The organism is Variovorax sp. Soil_C_12, assembly GCF_057657375.1.
Map to the genome: position 1 here is coordinate 687,226 of NZ_JBDGIO010000003.1, position 23,553 is coordinate 710,778.

The 23,553-nt window shown below is 66.9% G+C and carries 25 protein-coding genes; 9 read left to right on the top strand and 16 right to left on the bottom strand.

What is annotated here, in order from left to right; translation table 11 throughout:
- The first annotated feature begins 9 nt into the window (after positions 1-9).
- From truA to accD, 5 genes are all read left to right on the top strand, one after another.
- Positions 10-822, top strand: a complete 813-nt coding sequence (truA, locus tag AC3A6X_RS12055; protein ID WP_487842367.1) for a tRNA pseudouridine(38-40) synthase TruA — start codon at positions 10-12, stop codon at positions 820-822.
- Complete coding sequence (locus AC3A6X_RS12060) at positions 819-1,505, top strand: phosphoribosylanthranilate isomerase (RefSeq protein ID WP_487842368.1); 687 nt, start codon at positions 819-821, stop codon at positions 1,503-1,505. Before truA ends, AC3A6X_RS12060 begins: the two co-directional genes overlap by 4 nt.
- A 49-nt stretch (positions 1,506-1,554) precedes the next feature.
- Positions 1,555-2,832 carry a tryptophan synthase subunit beta gene (gene trpB / locus AC3A6X_RS12065; protein WP_487842369.1) on the top strand — a complete coding sequence of 426 codons (1,278 nt, stop codon included), beginning with the start codon at positions 1,555-1,557 and terminating at the stop codon, positions 2,830-2,832.
- Positions 2,833-2,888: 56 nt separating this feature from the next.
- A complete protein-coding gene (gene trpA, locus AC3A6X_RS12070; RefSeq protein ID WP_487842440.1) occupies positions 2,889-3,734 on the top strand; it encodes a tryptophan synthase subunit alpha in 846 nt (281 codons plus the stop codon).
- A 104-nt stretch (positions 3,735-3,838) separates the two neighbouring features.
- A complete protein-coding gene (gene accD, locus AC3A6X_RS12075; protein ID WP_106555135.1) occupies positions 3,839-4,711 on the top strand; it encodes an acetyl-CoA carboxylase, carboxyltransferase subunit beta in 873 nt (290 codons plus the stop codon).
- 19 nt (positions 4,712-4,730) lie between these two features.
- Here the strand turns inward: accD and AC3A6X_RS12080 are convergent, their stop codons facing one another.
- Positions 4,731-5,291: a YggT family protein gene (locus AC3A6X_RS12080; RefSeq protein ID WP_309972681.1), complete on the bottom strand. Its 561-nt coding sequence runs from the start codon at positions 5,289-5,291 to the stop codon at positions 4,731-4,733.
- Between the two features lie 49 nt (positions 5,292-5,340).
- Between AC3A6X_RS12080 and AC3A6X_RS12085 the strand changes: the two genes are divergently transcribed.
- From AC3A6X_RS12085 to AC3A6X_RS12100, 4 genes are all read left to right on the top strand, one after another.
- On the top strand, positions 5,341-5,988 hold the full coding sequence (locus AC3A6X_RS12085; RefSeq protein ID WP_487842370.1) for an LON peptidase substrate-binding domain-containing protein: 648 nt from the start codon (positions 5,341-5,343) through the stop codon (positions 5,986-5,988).
- 78 nt (positions 5,989-6,066) lie between these two features.
- Complete coding sequence (gene lysS, locus AC3A6X_RS12090; RefSeq protein ID WP_487842371.1) at positions 6,067-7,599, top strand: lysine--tRNA ligase; 1,533 nt, start codon at positions 6,067-6,069, stop codon at positions 7,597-7,599.
- The gene (locus AC3A6X_RS12095) at positions 7,596-8,873 is read left to right on the top strand and encodes an Hsp70 family protein (protein ID WP_487842372.1); all 1,278 of its coding nucleotides are present in this window, start codon (positions 7,596-7,598) and stop codon (positions 8,871-8,873) included. The genes lysS and AC3A6X_RS12095 overlap by 4 nt, the downstream gene beginning before the upstream one ends.
- Positions 8,870-9,379: a M48 metallopeptidase family protein gene (locus AC3A6X_RS12100; protein ID WP_487842373.1), complete on the top strand. Its 510-nt coding sequence runs from the start codon at positions 8,870-8,872 to the stop codon at positions 9,377-9,379. Before AC3A6X_RS12095 ends, AC3A6X_RS12100 begins: the two co-directional genes overlap by 4 nt.
- A 6-nt stretch (positions 9,380-9,385) precedes the next feature.
- Here AC3A6X_RS12100 and nagZ read toward each other — a convergent pair whose 3' ends face one another.
- The 15 genes from nagZ to fabF form a co-directional block, all read right to left on the bottom strand.
- A complete protein-coding gene (gene nagZ / locus AC3A6X_RS12105) occupies positions 9,386-10,462 on the bottom strand; it encodes a beta-N-acetylhexosaminidase (protein WP_487842374.1) in 1,077 nt (358 codons plus the stop codon).
- Positions 10,459-10,854, bottom strand: a complete 396-nt coding sequence (acpS, locus tag AC3A6X_RS12110) for a holo-ACP synthase (protein ID WP_106558647.1) — start codon at positions 10,852-10,854, stop codon at positions 10,459-10,461. The genes nagZ and acpS overlap by 4 nt, the downstream gene beginning before the upstream one ends.
- Positions 10,851-11,594 (bottom strand): pyridoxine 5'-phosphate synthase, encoded by a 744-nt coding sequence (locus AC3A6X_RS12115; RefSeq protein WP_487842375.1) that lies wholly within the window; start codon positions 11,592-11,594, stop codon positions 10,851-10,853. Before AC3A6X_RS12115 ends, acpS begins: the two co-directional genes overlap by 4 nt.
- On the bottom strand, positions 11,591-12,361 hold the full coding sequence (gene recO / locus AC3A6X_RS12120) for a DNA repair protein RecO (protein ID WP_487842376.1): 771 nt from the start codon (positions 12,359-12,361) through the stop codon (positions 11,591-11,593). The genes AC3A6X_RS12115 and recO overlap by 4 nt, the downstream gene beginning before the upstream one ends.
- Before the next feature lie 16 nt (positions 12,362-12,377).
- Positions 12,378-13,343: a GTPase Era gene (gene era, locus AC3A6X_RS12125; RefSeq protein ID WP_487842377.1), complete on the bottom strand. Its 966-nt coding sequence runs from the start codon at positions 13,341-13,343 to the stop codon at positions 12,378-12,380.
- Positions 13,340-14,044 carry a ribonuclease III gene (gene rnc / locus AC3A6X_RS12130; protein ID WP_309972608.1) on the bottom strand — a complete coding sequence of 235 codons (705 nt, stop codon included), beginning with the start codon at positions 14,042-14,044 and terminating at the stop codon, positions 13,340-13,342. Before rnc ends, era begins: the two co-directional genes overlap by 4 nt.
- Positions 14,045-14,134: 90 nt before the next feature.
- The gene (locus AC3A6X_RS12135) at positions 14,135-14,491 is read right to left on the bottom strand and encodes a DUF4845 domain-containing protein (protein ID WP_487842378.1); all 357 of its coding nucleotides are present in this window, start codon (positions 14,489-14,491) and stop codon (positions 14,135-14,137) included.
- 25 nt (positions 14,492-14,516) lie between these two features.
- Positions 14,517-15,488, bottom strand: coding sequence for a signal peptidase I (lepB, locus tag AC3A6X_RS12140; RefSeq protein WP_487842379.1), 972 nt, complete (start codon positions 15,486-15,488; stop codon positions 14,517-14,519).
- Positions 15,489-15,501: 13 nt separating this feature from the next.
- Positions 15,502-17,313: a translation elongation factor 4 gene (lepA, locus tag AC3A6X_RS12145; RefSeq protein ID WP_309972613.1), complete on the bottom strand. Its 1,812-nt coding sequence runs from the start codon at positions 17,311-17,313 to the stop codon at positions 15,502-15,504.
- 521 nt (positions 17,314-17,834) lie between these two features.
- Complete coding sequence (locus AC3A6X_RS12150; RefSeq protein WP_487842380.1) at positions 17,835-19,322, bottom strand: DegQ family serine endoprotease; 1,488 nt, start codon at positions 19,320-19,322, stop codon at positions 17,835-17,837.
- A gap of 45 nt (positions 19,323-19,367) precedes the next feature.
- A complete protein-coding gene (locus AC3A6X_RS12155; protein WP_487842381.1) occupies positions 19,368-20,435 on the bottom strand; it encodes a MucB/RseB C-terminal domain-containing protein in 1,068 nt (355 codons plus the stop codon).
- 23 nt (positions 20,436-20,458) lie between these two features.
- Entirely contained in the window at positions 20,459-21,103 is a 645-nt protein-coding gene (locus AC3A6X_RS12160) for a sigma-E factor negative regulatory protein (RefSeq protein WP_487842382.1), read from the bottom strand.
- A 13-nt stretch (positions 21,104-21,116) separates the two neighbouring features.
- Positions 21,117-21,791 (bottom strand): RNA polymerase sigma factor RpoE, encoded by a 675-nt coding sequence (gene rpoE, locus AC3A6X_RS12165; RefSeq protein ID WP_487842383.1) that lies wholly within the window; start codon positions 21,789-21,791, stop codon positions 21,117-21,119.
- The gene (locus tag AC3A6X_RS12170) at positions 21,788-22,273 is read right to left on the bottom strand and encodes a hypothetical protein (protein ID WP_487842384.1); all 486 of its coding nucleotides are present in this window, start codon (positions 22,271-22,273) and stop codon (positions 21,788-21,790) included. The genes rpoE and AC3A6X_RS12170 overlap by 4 nt, the downstream gene beginning before the upstream one ends.
- Before the next feature lie 13 nt (positions 22,274-22,286).
- The gene (fabF, locus tag AC3A6X_RS12175) at positions 22,287-23,531 is read right to left on the bottom strand and encodes a beta-ketoacyl-ACP synthase II (RefSeq protein ID WP_487842385.1); all 1,245 of its coding nucleotides are present in this window, start codon (positions 23,529-23,531) and stop codon (positions 22,287-22,289) included.
- Between the last annotated feature and the right edge of the window lie 22 nt (positions 23,532-23,553).

The window sequence follows — 23,553 nt, forward strand, 5'->3', positions numbered from 1 at the left end:
GATCTCCCGGTGAGGCTGGCCCTCGGCGTCCGCTACCACGGCCAGGCCTACGACGGCTGGCAGAGCCAGTCCTCGGGCCGCACCGTCCAGGACAAGCTGGAGGACGCCCTCGGCCGCTTCGCCGACCAACCCATCTCCACCCTTTGCGCGGGCCGCACCGATGCCGGCGTGCATGCGCTGATGCAGGTGGTGCACTTCGACACCTCGGTCGAGCGCGAGCCTTTCTCGTGGGTGCGCGGCACCAACCGCTACCTGCCGGACGACATTGCGGTGCAATGGGCGCAGCCCGTGCCCAACCAGTTCCATTGCCGCGCCAGCGCCTTGACGCGGCGCTACCTCTACGTGCTGTCCCAGTCGCCGGTGCGCCCGAGCCTGGACGCGGGCCGGGTCGGCTGGTCCATCCACCCGCTCGACGGCGACGCGATGCGGGCCGCCGCCGCCATGCTGCTGGGCCGGCACGACTTCAGCTCCTTCCGGGCCTCGGCCTGCCAAGCGCTGTCGCCCGTCAAGGACTTGCGACGCATCGAGATCACGCGCCGGGGTGAGAACGATCGCTGCCGCTGGCATTTCGAATTCGAGGCCGATGCCTTCCTGCACCACATGATCCGCAACATCATGGGCTGCCTGGTGCGCATCGGCCATGGCAAGGCGCCGCCGGCATGGATGCAAGAGGTGCTGGAGGCCCGCAGCCGCCTGGTCGCCGCGCCGACCTTCTCGCCCAATGGCCTCTACTTCCTGGGGCCGCTCTACGACGCCGGATGGGGTCTTCCGCCAGAGGCAAGTTTGCAGGCCGGAGGCGCTGCGTATGATGGCCCGCCATGACCGCCGCGCCCTCCGCCGCCCGCACACGCATCAAGATCTGCGGGCTCACGCGCGAGCAGGACGTGGATGCCGCGGTCGAAGCCGGTGCGGACGCGGTGGGCTTCGTGCTTTATCCGGCCAGCCCGCGCGCCGTGACCGCGGAACGCGCACGCGAGCTGGCCTCGCGCCTGCCACCTTTCATCACACCCGTCCTGCTGTTCGTCAATGAGCCGGCGGCCGCGGCCCTGGTGGCCCTGCAAGCCGTGCCTGGCGCCATGGCCCAGTTCCACGGCGACGAGTCGCCCGAGCAATGCTGGGAAGCCAGCGGCAGGGGCGCCCACCACTACATGCGTGCGGCCCGCATTCCGCTCGGTGCAGCCGGGGCGGGCTTCGACCTCGTAAAATACGCGTCCGATTACTCCCGCGCCCAGGCCATCCTGCTCGACGCCCACGTCGAAGCCTATGGCGGCGGCGGCAAGGCATTCGATTGGTCACTTCTTCCACACGCCGTCGACGCTCACCTCGTCTTGAGTGGTGGGCTCGCACCTGCAAACGTGGGCGATGGCATTCGCCGGTTGCGCACGGCCGCGAAGTCGCTGGCCGTTGACGTGAGCTCCGGCGTCGAGGCCGCCAAGGGCATCAAGGACGCCGCGAAGATCCGCGAATTCGTGGCCGCCGTGCGGGCGGCCGATGCATTGACCTAGCGCGCCGCCCGCCTCGATCGTCCGGGCGGCCCGCCCACCGATCGAGACCATGAACAGCTACAACCAACCCGACGCCAGCGGCCATTTCGGCATCTATGGCGGCACCTTCGCCAGCGAGACGCTGACCCACGCGATCAACGAATTGCGCGAGGCCTATGCGAAATACAAGGACGACCCCGAGTTCCAGGCCGAATTCCGCCACGAGCTCGCCCATTTCGTGGGCCGCCCCTCGCCGATCTATCACGCCGCGCGTACCAGCCGCGAGATGGGCGGCGCCCAGATCTACCTGAAGCGCGAGGACCTGAACCACACCGGCGCGCACAAGGTCAACAACACCATCGGCCAGGCGATGCTCGCTCGCCGCATGGGCAAGCCGCGCGTGATCGCCGAGACCGGCGCCGGCCAGCATGGCGTGGCCACCGCCACCATCTGCGCGCGCTACGGGCTCGAATGCGTGGTCTACATGGGCAGCCAGGACGTGAAGCGCCAGAGCCCCAACGTCTACCGCATGAACCTGCTGGGCGCGACCGTGGTGCCGGTGGAGTCGGGCAGCAAGACGCTGAAGGACGCGCTCAACGAGGCGATGCGCGACTGGGTCACCAATGTCGAGAACACCTTCTACATCATCGGCACGGTCGCGGGCCCGCACCCCTATCCGATGATGGTGCGCGACTTCCAGAGGGTGATCGGCGACGAGTGCATCGCGCAGATGCCGGCCATGCTGGCGGCCCAGGGCATCACCGGCGAGGCGGAAGGCCGGCAGCCGGACGTGGTGGTGGCCTGCGTGGGCGGCGGCAGCAATGCGATGGGCATCTTCTACCCCTACATTCCCTTCGCTCGCACGCGCCTCGTCGGCGTCGAAGCGGCCGGCGAAGGGTTGGACAGCGGCAAGCACGCAGCCTCGATCCTGCGCGGGAGCCCCGGCGTGCTGCACGGCAACCGCACGTACCTGCTGCAGAACGAGGACGGCCAGGTGACCGAGACCCACAGCATCAGCGCCGGGCTCGACTACCCCGGCGTGGGACCCGAGCACGCCTACCTGGCCGACATCGGCCGCGCCGAGTACGTGGGTGTCACCGATGCCGAGGCGCTGGAAGCCTTTCACTACCTGTGCCGCACCGAGGGCATCATCCCCGCGCTCGAATCCAGCCATGCGGTGGCCTATGCGATGAAGCTCGCGAAAACCATGCGCCCCGACCAGTCGATCCTGGTCAACCTCTCGGGTCGCGGCGACAAGGACATCGGCACCGTGGCCGACCTGTCGGGCGTGGACTTCTACGACCGGCCGTCCATGCGCGGCCTCAGCGTGAAGGGAGGCCGGGCATGAGCCGCCGGGCCGCTCCCAAGGCGAATAGCACCGCAGCCGAAGGCGACGGTATTCCAGTGAGCCGCATTGCCGCCACCTTCGAGCGCCTTCGCGAGCACGGCCGCAGGGCGCTGATTCCCTATGTCACGGCCGGCTTCCCCTACGCCGACATCACGCCCGAGCTGATGCACGGCATGGTGGAAGCGGGCGCCGACGTGATCGAGCTCGGCGTGCCCTTCTCCGACCCCATGGCCGACGGCCCGGTGATCCAGGCCGCCGGCGAAGCCGCACTGGCGCTGGGCATCGGCATGAAGCAGGTGCTCGCCATGGTGAGCGCCTTCCGCAGCAAGGACAATGCGACCCCGGTCGTGCTGATGGGCTATGCCAACCCGATCGAGCGCTACGACGGCGTGCACGGCAAGGGCAGCTTCATCCGCGACGCGGCGGCCGCGGGCGTCGACGGCCTCTTGGTGGTCGACTACCCCCCCGAGGAATGCGAGGACTTCGCCGCCGGTCTGCAGGCGCACGGCATCGACCTGATCTTCCTGCTGGCCCCCACCAGCACTGCCGAGCGCATGGCGCAGGTCGGTCGCATCGCGACGGGCTATGTCTATTACGTCTCGCTCAAGGGCGTGACCGGCGCCGGGCACCTCGACACCGAGGCCGTCGGCCGGATGATCCCGCGCATCCGCGAGCACGTGAAGCTGCCGGTGGGCGTGGGCTTCGGCATCCGCGATGCGCGCAGCGCGCAGGCGGTGGGCTCGACGGCCGACGCGGTGGTGATCGGCACCCGCATCATCCAGCTGATCGACGCGCAGCCGCGCGAGCAGGTGGTGCCGCTGGTGCGCGAATTCCTGGCCGAGATCCGGGAAGCGCTGGATGCGCTGCCGGCGGCGACGGCCAAGAATGCAGCTGGTCGATAATTGCGGGGTTTGCGCCCTCACCCCCAGCCCCTCTCCCGCTCGCGGGAGGGGGGAGCTACTCGTCGCGAAGGCCTCCTTCGCGAATACTTCAAACTGGAGCCCCCATGAGCTGGCTTGAAAAACTGCTTCCGCCCAAGATTGCGCCTACCGACCCGAGCGAGCGCCGCCAGATGCCCGAGGGCCTCTGGATCAAGTGCCCGAGCTGCGACACCGTGCTCTACAAGACGGACCTGGAGCACAACCAGAACGTGTGCCCGAGCTGCGGACACCACCACCGCATCGGCGCGCGGGCACGCATCGACGCCTTCCTGGACTCCGAGGGCCGCTACGAAGTGGGCCAGGAAGTCCTGCCGGTCGACGCCCTCAAGTTCAAGGACAGCCGCAAGTACCCCGAGCGGCTCAAGGAGGCGTTGGAGAACACGGGCGAGACCGACGCGCTGGTGGTGGTGGGCGGCTCGGTCCACAGCATCAACGTGGTGGTGGCCTGCTTCGAGTTCGATTTCATGGGCGGCAGCATGGGTAGCGTGGTCGGCGAGCGCTTCGTGCGCGGCGTCGAGACCGCAATCGAGCAGAAGGTGCCCTTCATCTGCTTCACCGCCACCGGCGGCGCGCGCATGCAGGAAGGCCTGCTGTCGCTGATGCAGATGGCCAAGACCAACGCCGCGCTCACCCGCCTGGCCAAGAAGGGCCTGCCCTACATCAGCGTGCTGACCGACCCGACCATGGGCGGCGTGAGTGCCGGCTTCGCCTTCGTGGGTGACGTGGTGATCGCCGAGCCCAAGGCGCTGATCGGCTTTGCAGGCCCGCGCGTGATCGAATCGACCGTGCGCGTGACCCTGCCCGAAGGCTTCCAGCGCGCCGAGTTCCTTCAGACCAAGGGCGCGATCGACTTCATCTGTGATCGTCGCGAACTGCGCAAGACGGTCGCCAACACGCTGGCGATGCTGCTGCGCCAGCCGGCAGACGCGGTCATCTGAAGCGCCGGGGGGGCCGCTCCTAGCGGCCCATCCCGAAGACCGTTGTCATCAGGCTGCCCAGCACGATGGCGCCCACCTGCAGCAGCACGATGGCGGCGAGCGGCGACAGGTCCACGCCGCCCACCAGCGGGATGAAGCGACGCAGCGGCCGCACCAGCGGCTCGGCCAGCCGCGCGATCAGGTCGTGGAGCATCGACGACGCACTCGGCACCCACGAGAGAACGGCGTAGACGATCAGCAGCGCCGTGAGTCCCGACACCGTCAGCTGCAGCAGGCCGATCAGCGACACCAGCGGCAGGATCGCCCAGCGCTCGAGCGCCCCCATCAGCGCCCACAGCACCAGGAACTTGAGCAAGACCAGCAGCCAGGCGGCCACGGCGCTCGCCAGGTCCCAGCGCTTCACCGCGGGCACGATGCGCCGCAGTGGCAGCACGATCCAGTCGGTGATTGCGAATACGAAGCGCCCCAGCGGATTGCCGAAGGGCACGCGGTGGTACTGCATGTACAGGCGCAGCAGGCACGCCCCGCCGAGGAGGCCGACGATCACGTCGAGGAGGAACGAAGGGATCTGGTAGAACATGGCGCGCGGTGGTGAGCGGAATGCGATGATAGCCACGCAAGGTTCCTCGATGACGACTCAACCCTTCCCGCAGCCCCTGCCCCTGTTCCCGCTGGGCACCGTGCTCTTTCCTGGCGGCTTCCTGCCCCTGCGCATCTTCGAAGTGCGCTACCTGGACATGATCGGCAAATGCCACAAGGCCGGCACGCCCTTCGGCGTGGTCAGCCTGACGCAAGGCACGGAAGTCCGGCGCCCGGGTGCGGAGGCGGAGCGCTTCGCCGAGGTCGGCACGCTCGCCGAGATCCGCGAGTTCGATGTGCCGCAGGTCGGGCTGATGCAGATCGCCTGTCTCGGCACGCAGCGCTTTCGCCTGCGCTCCAGCGAGTTGCAGAAACATGGGCTGTGGACCGCAGAGGCCGAGGCCATGCCCGACGACGTGGCGCTCGACGTGCCCGAAGATCTGCGAGCCGTTTCCGATGCCCTGCGCCGTCTGGTGGACACGCTCGAGGAGCGCCGCCGCATGGAAGGCGGCGAGCAGATGCGGCTGCCGGTCCAGGCGCCCTTCCGCTTCGACGACTGCGGCTGGGTGGCCAACCGCTGGTGCGAGCTTTTGCCCGTGCCGGTGGAACTCAAGCAACGGCTGATGGAACTCGAAAGCCCCTTGATGCGCCTCGAGCTCGTGGGCGACCTGCTCGTGCGCACCGGCATCACCAAGTAGCCGGCAGCGGACTCGAGGGCACCGCCGGCTAAAATCGCGGGTTGCGCGCGATTCGCCTGCGCCCCTACTTCTCCCCTCATGTCCGACGCTCTCCCCTCCCCCGCTCCCGCCCCCGACGACAACCAGCTCATCGCCGAACGGCGCGAGAAGCTGAAGACGCTGCGCGCCGCGCAGGCCGAGGGCAAGGGCGTCGCCTTCCCGAACGACTTCAAGCCGGCCGACCGTGCAGCAGCGCTGCTCGCCGCGCATGGCGAAACGGAACCCGAAGCACTGGAAGCCACGCCGATCGCCGTCAGCGTGGCCGGCCGCATGATGCTCAAGCGCGTCATGGGCAAGGCCAGCTTCGCCACCGTGCAGGACGCCACCGGCCGCATCCAGCTCTACGTCACGCGCGATGCCGTTGGCGAAGAGCCCTACGCCGAGTTCAAGCGCTGGGACCTGGGCGACATCGTCGGCGCCGAAGGCACCGCCTTCAAGACCAAGACCGGCGAGCTCTCCGTCAAGGTCACGAAGCTGCGCATGCTCACCAAGAGCCTGCGGCCGCTGCCCGACAAGTTCCACGGCATGGCCGACCAGGAGCAGAAGTACCGGCAGCGCTACGTCGACCTGATCACCGACGAGACGGCGCGCGAGCGCTTCACCGCGCGCAGCCGCGCCGTGAGCGCATTGCGCGAGTTCATGGTGGCCAACGACTTCCTCGAGGTCGAGACGCCGATGCTGCACCCGATCCCCGGCGGCGCCAACGCCAAGCCCTTCAAGACGCACCACAACGCGCTGGACCAGGAGATGTTCCTGCGCATCGCACCCGAGCTCTACCTGAAGCGGCTGATCGTCGGCGGCTTCGAGCGCGTGTTCGAGATCAACCGGAGCTACCGCAACGAGGGCATCTCGGTGCGGCACAACCCCGAGTTCACGATGATGGAGTTCTACGCGGCCTACTGGAACTACCGCGACCTGATGGACTTCACCGAGACGCTGATCCGCACCATCGCGCAGAAGAGCGTCGGCAAGCTCCAGCTCGACTACCAGGGCAGGCCGGTGGACCTGAGCCAGCCCTTCGAGCGGCTCACCATCCGCGAAGCGATCGCCCGGCACACCGAAGCCGGCCCGAATGCCGACGATGCCGCCTGGCTGCGCGATGCCCTGCGCAAGCTCGGCCTGAACGAGGAGAAGGACAAGCTCTCGCAGCGCAGCCTGGCAAGCCTGCAGGTGATGTACTTCGAGGAGACGGTGGAGGAAAAGCTCTGGCAGCCGACCTTCATCATGGAGCACCCCACCGAGATCTCACCGCTGGCGCGTGCCAACGACGAGCGCCCCGAGGTCACGGAACGCTTCGAGCTCTACATCACCGGCCGCGAGTTCGGCAACGGCTTCAGCGAGCTCAACGACGCCGAGGACCAGGCCGCGCGCTTCAACGCCCAGGTCTCGGCCAAGGACAGCGGCGACGACGAGGCGATGTTCTACGACCACGACTTCGTGCGCGCGCTCGAATACGGCATGCCGCCCACCGGCGGCTGCGGCATCGGCATCGACCGGCTGATGATGCTGTTGACCGATTCGCCCAGCATCCGCGACGTGATCCTCTTTCCTGCATTGCGCCGGGAATCTTGAGCACGCCGGCGCCCGTCCTCGGCATCGACTTCGGAACGTCCAATTCCGCGGTCGCGTGCGTGGCGGGCCGCGAGCTGGCGCGCATGCTGCCGCTGGAAGGATCGGCAACGACGATCCCGACCGCGGTCTTCTTCAACACCGAGGACCGCAGCACGCATTTCGGGCGCGATGCCATCGCGCTCTACCTGGCGGGCACCGAAGGCCGCTTGATGCGATCGCTCAAGAGCCTGCTCGGCAGCTCGCTGATGCAGGACCAGACCGAGATCGGTCACCAGCGGGTCAGCTTCGAGGACATCATCGCCCTCTTCCTTTCGGAGCTTGCGGCACGCGCCGATCGTCAGCTCGGCGTGCGGCCTGCGTGGGCCGTCATCGGCCGTCCGGTGCATTTCGTGGACGACGATCCGCAGCGCGACCGCGAAGCGGAGGCCACGCTGCGCCGGGCCGCGCTGAATGCCGGCCTGGGCGACGTCGACTTCCAGTACGAACCGATCGCCGCCGCCTTCGACTACGAGCGCCGCGTCGCCCGCGAATCGCTGGTGCTGATCGTCGACATCGGCGGCGGCACCTCCGACTTCACGGTGGTGCGCCTGGGCCCCGAACGCATGGCGCAGGCAGACCGCTCCAGCGACGTGCTGGCGACCACGGGCGTGCACATCGGCGGCACCGACTTCGACCAGCGCCTCAGCGTCGAATGCGTGATGCCGCAGTTCGGATTCCGGCACATCGGCCCGCAGGGCCGCGAGGTGCCGAGCAGGACCTTCTTCGACCTGTCGTCATGGCACCTGATCAACTGGCTCTATGCGCCGAAGGCGCTCCGGCAGGTGCAGGAGCTGCGCGTCAACTACCTCGACACGCGGCTGCACGACCGGCTCATGACCGTGCTGGCAGACCGGCAGGGGCACCGCATCGCCAGCGAGGTGGAGGAGGCCAAGATCGGGACGTCGATGACGAAGGATGACGTCGCAATCGACCTGTCATTCGCGGAGCCGAAGCTGAGCGCGTTGCTCACGGTCGGCGACATGGAGCGCTTGCTTGCGGCACTGCTCGACAGCGTGGTGGCTTGCGCCCGAGACTGCGTCGGCCGCGCCGGCCTGCGCGGCGACCAGCTCGACGCGATCTACCTGACGGGTGGCTCCTCGGCGCTGCGCCCCTTCCAGAGCACGCTACGACTGGCCTTTCCGGGCACGGACATCATCGAAGGCGATCTCTTCGGCGGCGTGGCGGCCGGCCTGGCCTATGCCGCCGCCGGCGCAAGAACGCCCCAGACCTCATGAAGTACCTGGGCGCCTACCCGGCGGCGCTGCGCGCCCAGGTCGAGCAGCTCATGGCGCAGGGCCGGCTCGGCGACTGGCTGCTGAAGCGCTACGGCGCCGTGCACGGCATCCGGACCGACCGCGCGCTCTACGACTACGTGAGCGGACTGAAGAGCGCGTTCTTGCGCAATGCCGAGCCGCTCGCCAAGGTCGCCTTCGACAACAAGCTGCACGTGATCCGCAACGCGCTCGGCACCCACACGACCATCTCGCGCGTGCAGGGAAGCAGGCTCAAGGCGAAGCGCGAGATCCGCGTGGCCAGCCTGTTCAAGGAAGTGCCGATCGAATGGCTGCGCATGATCGTGGTGCACGAGCTGGCGCACACGAAGGAACGCGAGCACGACAAGGCCTTCTACCAGCTCTGCACCCACATGGAGCCGGACTATCACCAGCTCGAGTTCGACCTGCGCCTCTACCTGACGCACCTGGAGAGCGGCGGCCCCGCGCTGTGGTCGGCCGCAGCCTGAACGCCGTCAGAGTTTGGACAGCGTCGCGGCCGCCTGCCGGTAGCCGGGGTCGCGCATGAGATCGTCCCAGGCGAGCGCATCGTCCCGCGGCAGCAGGCGGCGCCGGCGCGCCTCGCGAGCGGCCTCGGGCTTCCAGCGGCCGTCGCGCCGCGCGGCCGCGAAGCCCTCGAGCACTTCGTCGAGCACCGAGCTCTCGCCGATGCTCTGGTTGCACAGCAGCGCGAGGTCGCACCCCGCGTCGAGGGCAGCGAGCGCGGCATCGGTGTAGCTCAGCAGCTCGCCTTGGATACTGCGCGCGGCTTCCATGCTGAGGTCGTCGCTGAACACCGCGCCTTCGAAGCCCAGCTGGCCGCGCAGGATCTGCTGCAACCACTTCGGCGAGAAGCCTGCCGGACGGGCGTCGACCTTCGGATAGATCACATGCGCGGGCATCACCGCCGCCAGCGTTCCGCCCAGCCAGTCGTAGGGTCGCGCATCGTCCGCAAGGATCGTCTTGAGGCTGCGGCGATCCACGGGGATCGCCACGTGCGAGTCGGCGCGCACGAATCCATGCCCGGGAAAATGCTTGCCGCAGTTCGACATGCCTGCCTGCAGCAGGCCATGCGCCAGGCTTCGCGCGAGCATCGCGACAACGCGCGGATCGCGGTGGAAGCTGCGGTCGCCGATCACGCTGCTCTCGCCGTAGTCGAGGTCGAGCACGGGCGTGAAGCTGAAGTCGACGCCGCAGGCGCGCAGCTCGGCGGCGAGCACATGACCGCAGGCCACGGCTGCTTGGGTGGCCCGCAGCGGATCGCGCATCCACAGCTCGCCCAGCGTGCGCATGGAGGGCAGCCGGGTGAAGCCGTCGGAGCGGAAGCGCTGCACCCGCCCTCCCTCATGATCCACGCAGATCAGGATGTCGGGCCGCAGCGCCTTGATCTCGGCGTTGAGGGCGCCCATCTGCGCCCGGTCCTGCCAGTTACGGGCGAAATGGATCACCCCGCCCACCAGCGGATCGGCGAGGCGGCGGCGATCGGCCGCGTTCAACACAGTGCCCGCGACGTCGATGATGAAGGGAGCGTGCATGGGTTGCTGGTCCGTCATGGCTTGCGTTCGACCACGACGAAGCTCGCTGCGTAGTCGGTCTCGTCGGTCACGGTGACGTGCGCCACCAGGCCCTCGGCCTCGAACCAATCCTTCAGCACGCCGTGAAGCACGATCACGGGCTTGCCGCTGCGCTGGTTCGCGATCTCGCACAGCCGCCAGCTCATCGGCATGCGCATGCCCTTGCCGATGGCCTTGCTGAAGGCCTCCTTGGCGGAAAAGCGCGTGGCCAGGTAGCGCAAGCCGCGCTTCGGCCAGCGCGCACTGCGGGCGCGCCAGACCTCCAGCTCGGCGTCGCTCAGGACACGCTGCGCGAAGCGCTCACCCTGGCGCTCGAAGGTGGCGGCGATGCGGCGGATGTCGCAGATGTCGGTGCCGATGCCGTAGATCACACGGCCTCTCGAATACAGCGCAGATAGTCCCGGGTGGCCGCGGCATAGCCGAGCTCCAGGGCATCGGAGACGAAGGCATGGCCGATCGAGACCTCGCGCACGTCGCGCACCGCCCGCAGGAAGTCCGTGAGGTTGTCGCGGCTCAAGTCGTGGCCGGCGTTGACTTCCAGGCCGGCCGCCTGCGCCGCGCGGGCTGCTTCCGCGTAGAGCTCCAGCACCGCGTCCGCCTTGGAGGTGCCGCGCGAGGCGGCGTAGCCCTCGGTGTAGAGCTCGATGCGGTCCGCGCCGACGGCCTTGGCGGCGGCCATCATGTCCGGCTCCGGGTCCATGAACAGGCTCACGCGCACGCCCAGCGTCTTGGCCTCGGCGATCAGCGGCCGCAGGCGATCGGCATCGTCGGGGAAGGTCCAGCCGTGGTCGCTGGTCGACTGGGCCACGTCATCGGGAACGAAGGTGGCCTGGTGCGGGCGCAGCTCGCGCACGAAATCCATCAGGTTGTGAAAGGGGTTGCCCTCAATGTTGAACTCGGCCTGGGGCCAGTCCTTGCGCAGCAGCTCCGACAGATCCTGCACGTCCTGCGGGCGGATGTGGCGCTGGTCGGGCCGGGGATGCACCGTGATGCCGTGCGCGCCGGCATCCAGGCACAGCGCGGCGGCGAAGAGCACGCTGGGGATGCCCAGCGAGCGCGTGTTGCGCACCAGCGCCACCTTGTTGAGGTTGATCGACAGTGAAGTGCTCATAGGGCTTGCAAGTCTTTCATCATCTGGCGCGTGCGCAGGGTGCTCACACCGCAATGGTAGTGGAGCAGCGCGCGCAGCTGGTTGCGCAGGGCGCCGCTGGCGCCGGCATTCATCGTCGCGACCTGTCGCAGCGCGGCGGCCAGCGGGGCGCGCTCCTCCAGGGTGCGCTGCAACGCCTGCCATTCGGCGCCGACGAGCGCCGACTCGTCGTCGGCGGCCTGGCGCAGGCCGGCCTCGGGCACGAGCACGTATCGCGCCTGCGGGTCCAGCGGTGCCAGCGTCAATGTCTCGGCGTCGAGCGCCGGCAGCAGCCCCACCTCGCGCAGGAGCAGGAGCTCGAAGGCGCGCAGCGCGGCCGCCTGGGTGGCGGCCTGGGCCCCGCCATGGTCGCCCGCCAGCACCTGCACCACCACGGCGTAGCCGTCGAACAGCGCCTCGTGTGCGTCGTCGCGCGCCAGCAGGCGCAGCAGCAGCTCGTTGAGGTAGTAGCCCGAGAGCAGGGCCTCGCCGGTCGGCATCACATGGCCGCCCATCCACTCGGCCCCCTTGAGCGTGCGGATCTCGGCGTCGCCGCCGTAGTTGAGCTGCAGCGGCTGCAGGGGCAGCAGCACCGGCCGGAAATTGGAGCTGGGCCGCTTGGCCCCCTTGGCCACCAGGGCAATGCGGCCATGGTGGCGGGTGAACACCTCCAGGATCAGGCTCGACTCGCTCCAGTCGTAGTGGTGCAGCACATAGGCCGGTTCATGGGAAACGCGATGGGCGGCCATTCACCGGCGAGTGCGCTCATTCATAGCCGAACGAGCGCACCCGCGCCTCGTCGTCGGCCCAGCCCGAACGCACCTTGACCCACAGTTCGATGAAGACCTTCGCGTCGGCGAGCTTCTCGAGCTCCTGGCGGGTCTCGGTGCCGATGCGCTTGATGCGCTCGCCCTTGTCGCCGATCACCATCGCCTTGTGGCTGTCGCGCTCGACGACGATGGTGGCCGCGATGCGCAGCAGGCGCTTCTGGCCCTTGCGGGCGGGCGGCTCTTCCTGGTATTTGTCGATCACCACCGTCGAGGTGTAGGGCAGCTCGTCGCCGGTCAGGCGGAACAGCTTTTCCCGCACCAGCTCGCTGGCGAGGAACTGCTCGCTGCGGTCGGTGAGCTCGTCCTCGGAATACCACCAGGCCTGTTGCGGCAGGTACTTTTCGCAGATCCCGAACAGGCGCTCGATGTCCTTGGGGTTCTTGGCCGACATCGGCACGAACTCGGCGAAGGCGTGCCGGCCCTGCATTTCCTGCAGCCAGGGCGCCAGCTCGCTGCGGCGATGCACGTTGTCGAGCTTGTTGGCGATCAGCACGGTCGGGATGCCGGTGCCGAGCAGCTTCAGCACGCGCTCGTCGGCGGGGGTGAAGCTGCCGGCCTCGACCACGAAGAGGATGAGGTCCACGTCGGAGACCGCACCCACCACCGTCTTGTTGAGCGAGCGATTGAGCGCGTTGGCATGCAGGGTCTGGAAGCCCGGCGTGTCGACGAAGACGAACTGCGTCGCCCCCCGCGTACGCATGCCGGTGATGCGGTGCCGCGTGGTCTGGGCTTTGCGCGAGGTGATGCTGATCTTCTGGCCGACCAGCGCATTGAGAAGCGTCGACTTGCCCACGTTGGGCTTGCCGACGATGGCCACCAGGCCGCAGCGCTGGTCGGGGGATGCGTCCGGCCCCGCGCCCTCTGCGGGAGGGAGCGGATCGGATTCGATGGGATGGTTCATGGGGATGCCTTTGTCGCGCCGCCGCGCGCCTTGAGCCGGATCAACATGGCGGCCGCCGCAGCCTGCTCGCCGGCGCGGCGCGAGCCGCCGATGCCGCGTTCGCGCAAGTCCAGGTCGGGCACCTCGCATTCGACGTCGAAAGTCTGCTTGTGCGCCGCGCCCAGCGTGCCGATCACGCGGTAGACCGGCAGCTTCATTTTGTGGCCCTGCAGCCATTCCTGCAATTCGGTCTTCGGGTCCTTGGCCACCGCATCCATGCGCGGCGTGATGGCCACCGACTCGTAGAGGCGTCGCACCAGCGCCTGTGCCGGGCCATAGCCAGCGTCGAGGTAGACGGCGCCGATCAGCGCTTCCAGCGCGTCGGCCAGGATAGAGGGCCGGTTCGGCCCGCCGGAGCGCGCCTCCCCTTCGCCCAGCCGCAGCAGCGGGGACAGCGCCAGCTTGAGCGCCAGCTGATGCAGGGTGTCCTGCTTGACCAGGTTGGCCCGCACCCGGGACAGGTCGCCCTCGGGCAGTTGCGATAGCCGTTCATAAAGCAGGTGGGCGACCGCGAGGTTGAGGACCGAGTCGCCCAGGAACTCGAGCCGTTCGTTGTGGTCGGCCGAGAAACTGCGGTGCGTCAGCGCGCGCTGAAGCAGCCGCGGGTCGGAAAAGGAATGCTGGATGCGCGCCTGCAGCGCGGCAAGGTCACCGCCGGTCACAGCCGGCCCGCCGCGGCGCCGCCCCGGGGCAGGCGCGCGCCCCCCACAGGGCGATGCAAGGGCTGGGCTGCGATCCTGTGGGCTTCCATTTCAGCGCGATTGGCCTTCGTACTTCAGCGTGAGGTAGGCCGGGCCGAACAGGTGAATTTCGCGCTGGTAGGCGAAGGACACCACGACCTTGTCGCCGACCTTCTTCACATCGAGGTCCTTGCCCGAGACCGACTGGAAGTCGTCGATGGCCTGGGCGCGATCGAAGATCGCCCGCACCTCGGGGACCGTCGTGCCCTCCTTGGCCTTGTTCGCCGCCTTGGTGATCGCCTGGTACTCGATCAGCGTCGGAATGACCTGCGCCACCACCACGCCGACACAGGCCAGCACGATGGCGACAAACAGCAGCCCGATGAAGGAGATGCCACGCTGGCGCCTCCTGGATTGACTTGCACTCATGCCCTCTTTCCCTCCAAAACCCCGATTATTGGAATCCGCCGATGCGCTTGAGGTCGCCGAAATTCATCCAGACGAAGAAAGCCCTGCCCACGATGTTCTTGTCCGGCACGAAGCCCCAGTAGCGCGAATCGAGCGAGTTGTCGCGGTTGTCGCCCATCATGAAGTAATGGCCGGGCGGCACCTTGCACACAACGCCCTCGACACTGTAGCGGCAATTTTCCTGGTTCGGGAACGCCATGATCTCGGCCTCCGACAGGCCGGCACGACGGCCGTCGTCGTTGAGCAGCATGTGCTGCTTGCCGCCCAGGTCCTCCGAATACTGCTTGAGGTAGCGCATCGCCTCCTCGTCGAAATACTCGGGCACCGGCTGCTTGCTGACCGGCTGGCCGTTGATGGTGAGCTTCTTGTTGAGGTAGGCGACTTCATCGCCCGGCACGCCGATAACGCGCTTGATGTAGTCCATGCTCGGCTTGGGCGGGTAGCGGAACACCATCACGTCGCCACGGGCCGGTGGGGTGCCCTCGGTGATCTTGGTGTTGATGACGGGCAGGCGCAGGCCGTAGGTGAACTTGTTGACCAGGATCAGGTCGCCGGTCAGCAGCGTGGGCATCATCGAGCCCGAGGGGATCTTGAAGGGCTCGACCAGGAAAGAGCGCAGCAGGAACACCGCCAGGATCACGGGAAACAGGCCCGCCGTCCAGTCCAGCCACCAGGGCTGCATGAGCAGACGCTCGCGCACCTTGGGGTCCGTGGTGTCGACCTGGGTGATGCCCTGGCGGGCCAGTTCTTCGCGCCGCTGGGTCAGCGAGCCCTCCAGCGCCGCGGCCGCCCTGAGTCGCCGCGGCAGGAAGTAGAAGCGCTCCGCCAGCCAGTACACGCCCGTGACCACGGTCGCAAGAAACAGCAGCAGCGCAAAATTGCCTTCGACTGCACCGAAGTACCAGGCACCGATATAACCGACGAAAGCTGCAAGGATCAGGGAGGTGAGAAATGCCATCGATGCCGTGTTCTTAGTCTTCGACCTGCAGGATGGCGAGAAAGGCCTCTTGCGGGACCTCGACCGAGCCGATCTGCTTCATTCTTTTCTTGCCCGCTTTCTGCTTCTCGAGCAGCTTGCGCTTGCGGGTGATGTCGCCGCCGTAGCACTTGGCGAGCACGTTCTTGCGCAGGGCTTTGATTGTCTCACGCGCGATGATGTTGGCCCCGATGGCGGCCTGGATCGCAACGTCGTACATCTGGCGGCTGATGATCTCGCGCATCTTGGAAACGACCGCCCGGCCGCGATACTGGCTCTGGCTGCGGTGCACGATGATCGACAGCGCGTCGACCTTGTCGCCGTTGAGCAGGATGTCGACCTTGACCACGTCCGAGGCCCGGTACTCCTTGAACTCGTAGTCCATCGACGCGTAGCCGCGGCTGACCGACTTCAGCTTGTCGAAGAAATCCAGCACGATCTCGCCCAGCGGCATCTCGTAGGTGAGCATGACCTGGCGGCCGTGGTAGGCCATGTTCATCTGCACGCCGCGCTTCTGGTTGGCCAGCGTCATCACCGAGCCGACGTATTCCTGCGGCATGTAGAGATGGACCGTCACGATCGGCTCGCGGATCTCCGCCATGCGGCCGACGTCGGGCATCTTGGACGGGTTCTCGACCATGATCACCTCGCCGTCGTTCTTCGCGACCTGGTAGACCACGCTGGGCGCGGTCGTGATCAGGTCCTGGTCGAACTCGCGCTCCAGCCGCTCCTGCACGATCTCCATGTGCAGCAGGCCCAGGAAACCGCAGCGGAAACCGAAGCCCAGCGCCTGAGACACCTCCGGCTCGTAGTGCAATGAGGAGTCGTTGAGCTTGAGCTTCTCCAGCGCGTCGCGCAGCGAGTCGTACTCGCTCGCCTCGGTCGGATAGAGGCCGGCGAACACCTGCGGCTGGATTTCCTTGAAGCCGGGCAAGGCTTCGGTGGCGGTGGCAGCCGCGCCGCCGCTGCCGGTCTTGATCTGGGTGACGGTGTCGCCGACCTTCGCGGCCTGCAGCTCCTTGATGCCGGCGATGATGAAGCCGACCTCGCCTGCCTCGAGCGACTGGCGAGGCTCCGTCGCAGGGGTGAAGACGCCGAGGCTGTCGGCGTTGTAGCTCGCGCCGGAGGCCATCATCTTGATGCGGTCGCCCTTTGCCAGGCGGCCGTCGACCACGCGCACCAACATCACCACGCCCACGTAGGCGTCGAACCAGCTGTCGATGATCATCGCGCGCAAGGCCGCATCGGGATTGCCGCGCGGCGCCGGCACCTTGGCCACGATGGCCTCGAGAATTTCGTCGATGCCCATGCCGGTCTTCGCCGAGCAGGGAATCGCGTCGCCCGCGTCGATGCCGATCACGTCCTCGATCTCTGCCTTCGCGTTGTCGGGGTCGGCCTGCGGCAGATCCATCTTGTTGAGTACAGGCACCACCTCGACACCGAGATCGAGCGCGGTGTAGCAGTTGGCCACCGTCTGTGCTTCGACGCCCTGGCTTGCATCGACGACGAGCAGTGCGCCTTCGCATGCAGAGAGCGAGCGACTCACTTCGTAAGAGAAGTCGACGTGACCCGGCGTGTCGATCAGATTGAGGTTGTAGACCTGTCCATCGCGTGCCTTGTAGTGCAGCGCGGCGGTCTGCGCCTTGATGGTTATCCCACGCTCTTTCTCGATGTCCATCGAGTCGAGAACCTGCGCTTCCATCTCGCGTTCGGCGAGCCCTCCGCAGCGCTGGATCAAGCGGTCTGCGAGCGTCGACTTGCCATGGTCGATGTGCGCAATGATCGAAAAGTTTCTGATGTGATTCATCAACGGGAACGCTTAAGTACTTGAATTGGCTCGTGCGCAGCAGGCAACAGGCAAGAAAAAAGGGCGCGTCCCCAAGAGACGCGCCCTGAACCAACAAGCAATGGCAACTGCAGTAGTTGGAACTTCATTGTAGGCAAAAAGGGGGGCGCGTACAGCCGGGCGGGGGCCTCGGATCGGTCGTTGCAGGTCAGCAACATGGGACTTATAAACAACTTATCAACAGGATCGGTGGACCAGTTCCTTAACAACTTGTGGGCGATCTGTGGAGCGTCGGTGGACGGCACGCGGGAATCTCGCATCGTGGAGAAGGCTTGCCGGCTTATGCGCCAGCCGCGGGCTGTGGAGGCCCTATTCTACCGAAAACCGTCATTAGCCCCCTCTAAAGTTAGTGACCGCCAACCAATTGAAGGCATGTGGAACGCCGAAAAATTTTTTGCTCCGGGTTGCGGGAACACCAAAACGAGGTGGAAAAAAAGCCCCAAACCCGACTGCGGGATGGGGCCACTTGACGCCAGCGCCGTTCAGCGTGCGGGGCGAATCAGGGCGTACTGCGCCCAGTCGCCGCGGCGGAAAAGCACGCTGACGGGCTTGCTCTTGTCGGCCTTCACCAGCGCGGACTCGAACTCCTTGGCGTTGCCCACTTCCGTGTTGTTGACGGCCAGCACGATGTCGCCCTCGCGCAGGCCAGCGCGGGTCGCGGCGTCGGTAGCCGAATCGATCTTCACGCCGCCCTTGAGTTTGAGCTCCTTCTTCTGCGCCGAGGTGAGATCGCTGACGGTCAGGCCCAGCGATTTGGCGGCGGCCGAGGCCGATGGCTTGCTGGCCGGCTGCTCCTCGCGCTCCGACGTCTGCGTCGGCTTGTCGGGCTCGAACTCGGCGATCGTCACGGTCAAGTCGCGCGAATTGCCACGACGAAACACGGTGACGGTGCTCTTGGTGCCGGGCTTGGTATTGCCCACGAGACGCGGAAGATCGCTGGGCTTCTCGATGGCCTTGCCGTCGAAGCGCGTGATGATGTCGCCAGGCTCGATGCCGGCCTTCTCGCCCGGCGAGCCGGTCTCCACCCCACGCACGAGCGCCCCCTGCGCCTTGCCGAGGCCGATGGATTCGGCGACGTCCTTCGTCACCTGGTCGATCTGCACGCCGATGCGCCCGCGCGACACGCGGCCGTTCGCGCGCAGCTGCTCGCTCACGCGAATCGCTTCGTCGATGGGAATGGAGAAGGAAATGCCCATGAAACCGCCCGAACGCGAATAGATCTGGCTGTTGATGCCGACCACTTCGCCGCGCATGTTGATCAGCGGTCCGCCGGAGTTGCCCGGATTGATGGCGACGTCGGTCTGGATGAAGGGGAGATAGTCGCCCGTGTCGCGCTGCTTTGCGCTCACGATGCCGGCGGTCACGGTGTTCTCGAGGCCAAAGGGCGAGCCGATGGCCATCACCCACTCGCCAACGCGCAGCTTGGAAATGTCGCCGACCTTGACCGCAGGGAGCCCGGTCGCGTCGATCTTCACGACCGCAACGTCGGTGCGCTTGTCGGCGCCGATGATCTTGGCCTTGAATTCGCGCTTGTCGACCAATGTCACCAACACTTCGGAGGCGCCGTCGACCACGTGGGCGTTGGTCATCACGAAGCCATCGGTGGTCAGGATAAAGCCGGAACCCACACCGCGCGGACGTGCCTCTTCCTGCGGCCCCTGAGGCCTGTTCGGGCGTGGTCCCTGCCGCGGGATGTTGGGCATAGGCTGGCCGAAGAAGCGGCGGAAGAACTCCTGCATTTCCTCGTCCATCTCGCCGCTGCCACCGCGCTCCGCCACCTTCTCGACCGTGCGGATGTTGACCACGGACGGACCGACCTGATCCACCAGGTCGGTGAAGTCGGGCAGCACACGGGCCTGCGTCTGCGCACTGGCAGGTGTGGCCGGCAGCAGTGCGGCGCCGGAGGCGAGCATGAATGCGCCGGCCACGAGGAATGAGCGGATCCTGTTCCTCTCGGTTCTGAACATCATCGGCTTCCTTCGTTGGAGAAAACTAGAAAACATGGATATGGCGGCTCAGCGCGCGCGAACAAGGCTTTGCGCAAACGCATCGAGCGTCTGCGGCGGAACCTCGCCGACGGCGGTCAGCCACCAATCGCCATCCTTGTCCGTCAAGCGGCGTGTCAGCGTGTAGGTCGCGCCGAGCGCGAGAAGGACCTCCCGAGCCTGGCGTTGCGCGTCGTAAGGCTCCACGAAAAGCGAGACGGTTGCCAGGCCATCCGAGAATATCCACTGCATCGTATGCCCTTGTCCACCGCCCCCCGCGCCGCCCATCGCGCGCTTGTAGCAGCTGACCGGGTTGAAGCCGGCGATCGGGGTACGCAGGGACCAACCCTCCTTGATCGGCGTGGTGCGCTGGAGCTCGGATTTCTCCACCTTGTAGCCCGCCGTGCTGCTCATCATCTGCGCCAGGGCTTGCGCTTTGACCGGCGCATCGAGCTGGAGTTCGGAAAACGCGGACTGTTCGATCACGCGGTTATCGCCATCGAGGGTCTGCAACTTCACCACGAGGCCAGAGCGCCGCTCGCTCCAGACGCGGTAGCCGAAGCGCAAGCCGTCCCGCGGCTCCAGCTGCACCACGTCGGCATCGAAGCCCGCGACGCGATCCTTGCCCACGACACGCGCACCGTAGTAGTTGCCGATGGCGGAATCGGGTGCACCGAGCAGGTTCGGGAACAGTTCGAGGTTCTCGCGCTTCTCGCTTTTGACAATCTTCGTCTCGGGCAGAAAGGTCATCACATGATCATTGCGCCTGAAGGTCGAGCGCGGCGGCCCGGACAGCACCTCGACGCGCTCGAGCTGAAGGTCACCTTCGCAGACGTGCCAGATGCGGGCGCTCGACAAGTTCCCGCCGGCAGCCGAAACGACAAAGGTCCCCGCATAGGAACGCTGGCGGGACGCGGCATGCATGCGCTGCAGCCAATCGACCACGCTCAGCGCCGGTGCCTCGCCGCCTGACGCACTGATCGGCCCCTTCGCAGACGGCGAGGGGGCCCGGCTCTGGGCCGCGACCGCCTGCGCCATGCAGAGCGCAGCAACGAGAATCACCGCACCACGCGCGGACATCGGCATCGATACAGTCATTGCGGACGTTTGCAAACCAACGATCAGCGGGCCGGCCCGTCGAAGGTCGCATTGCGCAAGAATCCGGAAGGCATCTGCGAAGCGCCGCCCGCCTGCTGGTGCGCTTCAAGCAGCTGGTCCAGGCGCGGATCGCGCAGCATGACCTGCGGATTGCCATTTCCTACCACGACCCGCATCGGCGTCAGCACGGAAGCGGCCTGCGGCGAGGACCCGCTGGCGGCGAGCACCGAACCGGAGACCTGTTGCTGCTGCTGCTGCGCCAGTTGCGCCGCCGGCCGAGGACCGGTGCCTCCGACCCAGTTCCAGCCGATGGCCGCTGCAGCCGCCAGCGATGCCGCACCGGCCACGAGTTTCCACCGGAACACCGGCTCGTTGGCCGCCTCGGCACGACGCAGCAGGGGCATCGTAGCTGCGTCCGGGGCGAGCGTCGGGGCGGAGGGCTCCGCTGCCAGCCGCTGTTGGAGCCGGGAGAGAAACTGCGAACTGTCGCTGCAGGCGCTATGGACACCGGAGCGCAAGACATCCCCGACCACGTGGTAGGCATGCCAGGTCGCACGCAACTCCTCGCTGCTGCAGACCTTGTCGATCACCTGAGCGAACTCGTCGTCCCGTAGATGCCCGTCGGCGAGTGCGGAAACCTGCTCATGGACTGTGGTTGTGTTCTTCATCTCATTCACCTGCTTACCAACGCTTGCCGGACTGGTTGTCCAGCAACGGTTTGACCCTGGCCGAAATGGCTTCGCGCGCCCGGAAGATCCGCGACCGTACCGTGCCGATCGGACAATTCATGACCTCGGCGATCTCTTCGTAGCTCATGCCTTCGATCTCGCGCAGCGTGACCGCCTGCCTCAGCTCTGCGGGCAGGGCTTCCATCGCTGCGTCGACGGCGGCCGCGATCTCGTTCGCGGCCAACACGGATTCGGGCGTCTCGTCGCTGGTTGGTTCGTTTCCGGGCCGGTAAGTTTCATCCTCATCCTCGGAAGACGAACGCAACGTGCTCTCGGTCACGGTCGGATCGCGCTTCATGTCCACCAGGGCCTTCTTGGCGGTGTTGACGGCGATCCGGTAGAGCCAGGTGTAGAACTGAGCCTCGCCCCTGAACTGGTGCAGGGCACGATAGGCGCGGATGAAGGTCTCCTGCGCGATGTCCTCGACGAGGTTGACATCGCGGACCATGCGGCCGATGAGCCGCTCGATCCGGCGCTGGTACTTGATGACCAGCAGCTCGAAGGCCTTCTGGTCACCCGCGACCGTGCGCTGGACCAGCAGAAGGTCGACCTCTCCGGCCCTCGGCGCAGCGGCAGATGCGTCGGTCAAGCCGGTGTCGGGCGGCACGGGCGGTGGAGAGGCGGTCATGAAAGAGGATGCTGCGCGCCGGCGGGCGCGGACCGGGGGTCGGTCAAGGCCTGGCCGGCCGGAACGGGGCGCGAATATACCGCACGGCGCAAGTCCTGCCAGCGCTGCGGCAGGGCGCACCGCTCCAGCCAGACCCATCGGGCAGCGTGCCGAGGCTCGGCCATGCGAACCAGCAGCCAGGACTGGCCATCCAGCGCCACCCTCGCGTCGGCCGCGTGCAAGCCGGTCGCGCCGGAGATCGACCAGCGCAGGCCATCGAAATTCAGGAAGGAGAGCGGGGCGCGGCGCAGCGAACTCGCCCAGGCCGCCCCGCCCGCGCCGAGGACGCTCACCACCAGGAGGCCGAAGCGCCAGCCTGCTTTGCCGAGCCGAAGGCACGCCGCAGCCACGCAGCAGGCGCCGCAGATCCAAAGGAGTAGCAAAAGCCGGCCGGCGATGCGCGACCGCCCCACCGGATAACTCACCGAGGGGGCGCCGTGCATGGATACAGGGAATTCAAGCGCGCTTGAACACCAGCGTGCCGTTGGTGCCGCCGAACCCGAAGTTGTTCTTGACTGCGACGTCGATCTTGAGATCGCGCGCCTCATTGGCGCAGTAATCGAGATCGCACTCCGGGTCCTGATTGAAGATGTTGATCGTCGGCGGGCTCTTCTGATGGTGAACCGCCAGCACGGTGAACACCGACTCGATGCCCCCGGCGCCTCCCAGCAGATGGCCTGTCATCGACTTTGTCGAGTTCACCACCAGCTTCCCGGCCTGTTCGCCGAAGGCCTTCTTGATCGCATTGGTCTCGTTGAGGTCGCCCAACGGCGTCGAGGTGCCATGCGCGTTCAGGTACTGCACCTGGTCGGGATTGACGCCGGCGTTGTTCAGCGCTGCCACCATCGAACGACACGGTCCGTCGACGTCCGGCGCGGTCATGTGGAACGCATCGGCGCTCATGCCGAAGCCGGCGACTTCGGCGTAGATCTTGGCGCCGCGCGCCTTGGCTCGCTCGTACTCCTCGAGCACCACCACGCCGGCGCCTTCGCCCAGCACGAAGCCGTCGCGATCGCGGTCCCAGGGGCGAGAAGCCGTGGCCGGGTCGTCGTTGCGGGTAGACAGCGCGCGGGCCGCGGCGAAGCCGCCGATACCGAGCGGCGAGACCGTGGACTCGGCACCGCCCGCGATCATCACATCGGCATCGCCGTACTCGATCATTCGAGCGGAGGTGCCGATGGCATGCAAGCCGGTGGTGCAGGCTGTGACGATCGCGATGTTCGGCCCCTTGAAGCCGTACTTGATCGACACGTGGCCGGAGATCATGTTGATGATCGACGCCGGCACGAAGAAGGGAGAGACGCGGCGCGGGCCCCGGTTGGTCAGCTCGGTATGCGTCGCCTCGATCATGGGGAGCCCCCCGATGCCCGAGCCGATATTGCAGCCGATGCGAACGGCATCTTCCTGGGCCAGCGCATCGCCGGTCGGCAGGCCGCTGTCTTGCACCGCCTGCATCGCGGCAGCCAGGCCGAGATGGATGAAGCGGTCCATGTGGCGCGCTTCCTTCTCGGCGATGTACTGGGTGATGTCGAATCCCTTCACTTCGCCCGCGAACCTGCACGCGAGCGCGCTCGCGTCAAAGCTGGTGACTGTGTCGATGCCCGACTTTCCGGCGAGCAGATTGGCCCAGGACTCGGCAACGGTGTTTCCGACAGGGGCAATGCAACCGAGTCCGGTCACGACGACGCGGCGTTTGGTCATGCCGGCAAACCTTTCTGGAGTC

Bases quoted from the DNA above. Each gene is read 5' to 3' on its own strand.
- AC3A6X_RS12060 (WP_487842368.1), top strand. From the start codon at position 819: ATGACCGCCGCGCCCTCCGCCGCCCGCACACGCATCAAGATCTGCGGG.
- trpB (WP_487842369.1), top strand. From the start codon at position 1,555: ATGAACAGCTACAACCAACCCGACGCCAGCGGCCATTTCGGCATCTAT.
- accD (WP_106555135.1), top strand. From the start codon at position 3,839: ATGAGCTGGCTTGAAAAACTGCTTCCGCCCAAGATTGCGCCTACCGAC.
- AC3A6X_RS12080 (WP_309972681.1), bottom strand. From the start codon at position 5,291: ATGTTCTACCAGATCCCTTCGTTCCTCCTCGACGTGATCGTCGGCCTC.
- AC3A6X_RS12085 (WP_487842370.1), top strand. From the start codon at position 5,341: ATGACGACTCAACCCTTCCCGCAGCCCCTGCCCCTGTTCCCGCTGGGC.
- lysS (WP_487842371.1), top strand. From the start codon at position 6,067: ATGTCCGACGCTCTCCCCTCCCCCGCTCCCGCCCCCGACGACAACCAG.
- AC3A6X_RS12100 (WP_487842373.1), top strand. From the start codon at position 8,870: ATGAAGTACCTGGGCGCCTACCCGGCGGCGCTGCGCGCCCAGGTCGAG.
- nagZ (WP_487842374.1), bottom strand. From the start codon at position 10,462: ATGACGGACCAGCAACCCATGCACGCTCCCTTCATCATCGACGTCGCG.
- AC3A6X_RS12115 (WP_487842375.1), bottom strand. From the start codon at position 11,594: ATGAGCACTTCACTGTCGATCAACCTCAACAAGGTGGCGCTGGTGCGC.
- recO (WP_487842376.1), bottom strand. From the start codon at position 12,361: ATGGCCGCCCATCGCGTTTCCCATGAACCGGCCTATGTGCTGCACCAC.
- era (WP_487842377.1), bottom strand. From the start codon at position 13,343: ATGAACCATCCCATCGAATCCGATCCGCTCCCTCCCGCAGAGGGCGCG.
- AC3A6X_RS12135 (WP_487842378.1), bottom strand. From the start codon at position 14,491: ATGAGTGCAAGTCAATCCAGGAGGCGCCAGCGTGGCATCTCCTTCATC.
- lepB (WP_487842379.1), bottom strand. From the start codon at position 15,488: ATGGCATTTCTCACCTCCCTGATCCTTGCAGCTTTCGTCGGTTATATC.
- lepA (WP_309972613.1), bottom strand. From the start codon at position 17,313: ATGAATCACATCAGAAACTTTTCGATCATTGCGCACATCGACCATGGC.
- AC3A6X_RS12150 (WP_487842380.1), bottom strand. From the start codon at position 19,322: ATGATGTTCAGAACCGAGAGGAACAGGATCCGCTCATTCCTCGTGGCC.
- AC3A6X_RS12155 (WP_487842381.1), bottom strand. From the start codon at position 20,435: ATGACTGTATCGATGCCGATGTCCGCGCGTGGTGCGGTGATTCTCGTT.
- AC3A6X_RS12160 (WP_487842382.1), bottom strand. From the start codon at position 21,103: ATGAAGAACACAACCACAGTCCATGAGCAGGTTTCCGCACTCGCCGAC.
- rpoE (WP_487842383.1), bottom strand. From the start codon at position 21,791: ATGACCGCCTCTCCACCGCCCGTGCCGCCCGACACCGGCTTGACCGAC.
- AC3A6X_RS12170 (WP_487842384.1), bottom strand. From the start codon at position 22,273: ATGCACGGCGCCCCCTCGGTGAGTTATCCGGTGGGGCGGTCGCGCATC.
- fabF (WP_487842385.1), bottom strand. From the start codon at position 23,531: ATGACCAAACGCCGCGTCGTCGTGACCGGACTCGGTTGCATTGCCCCT.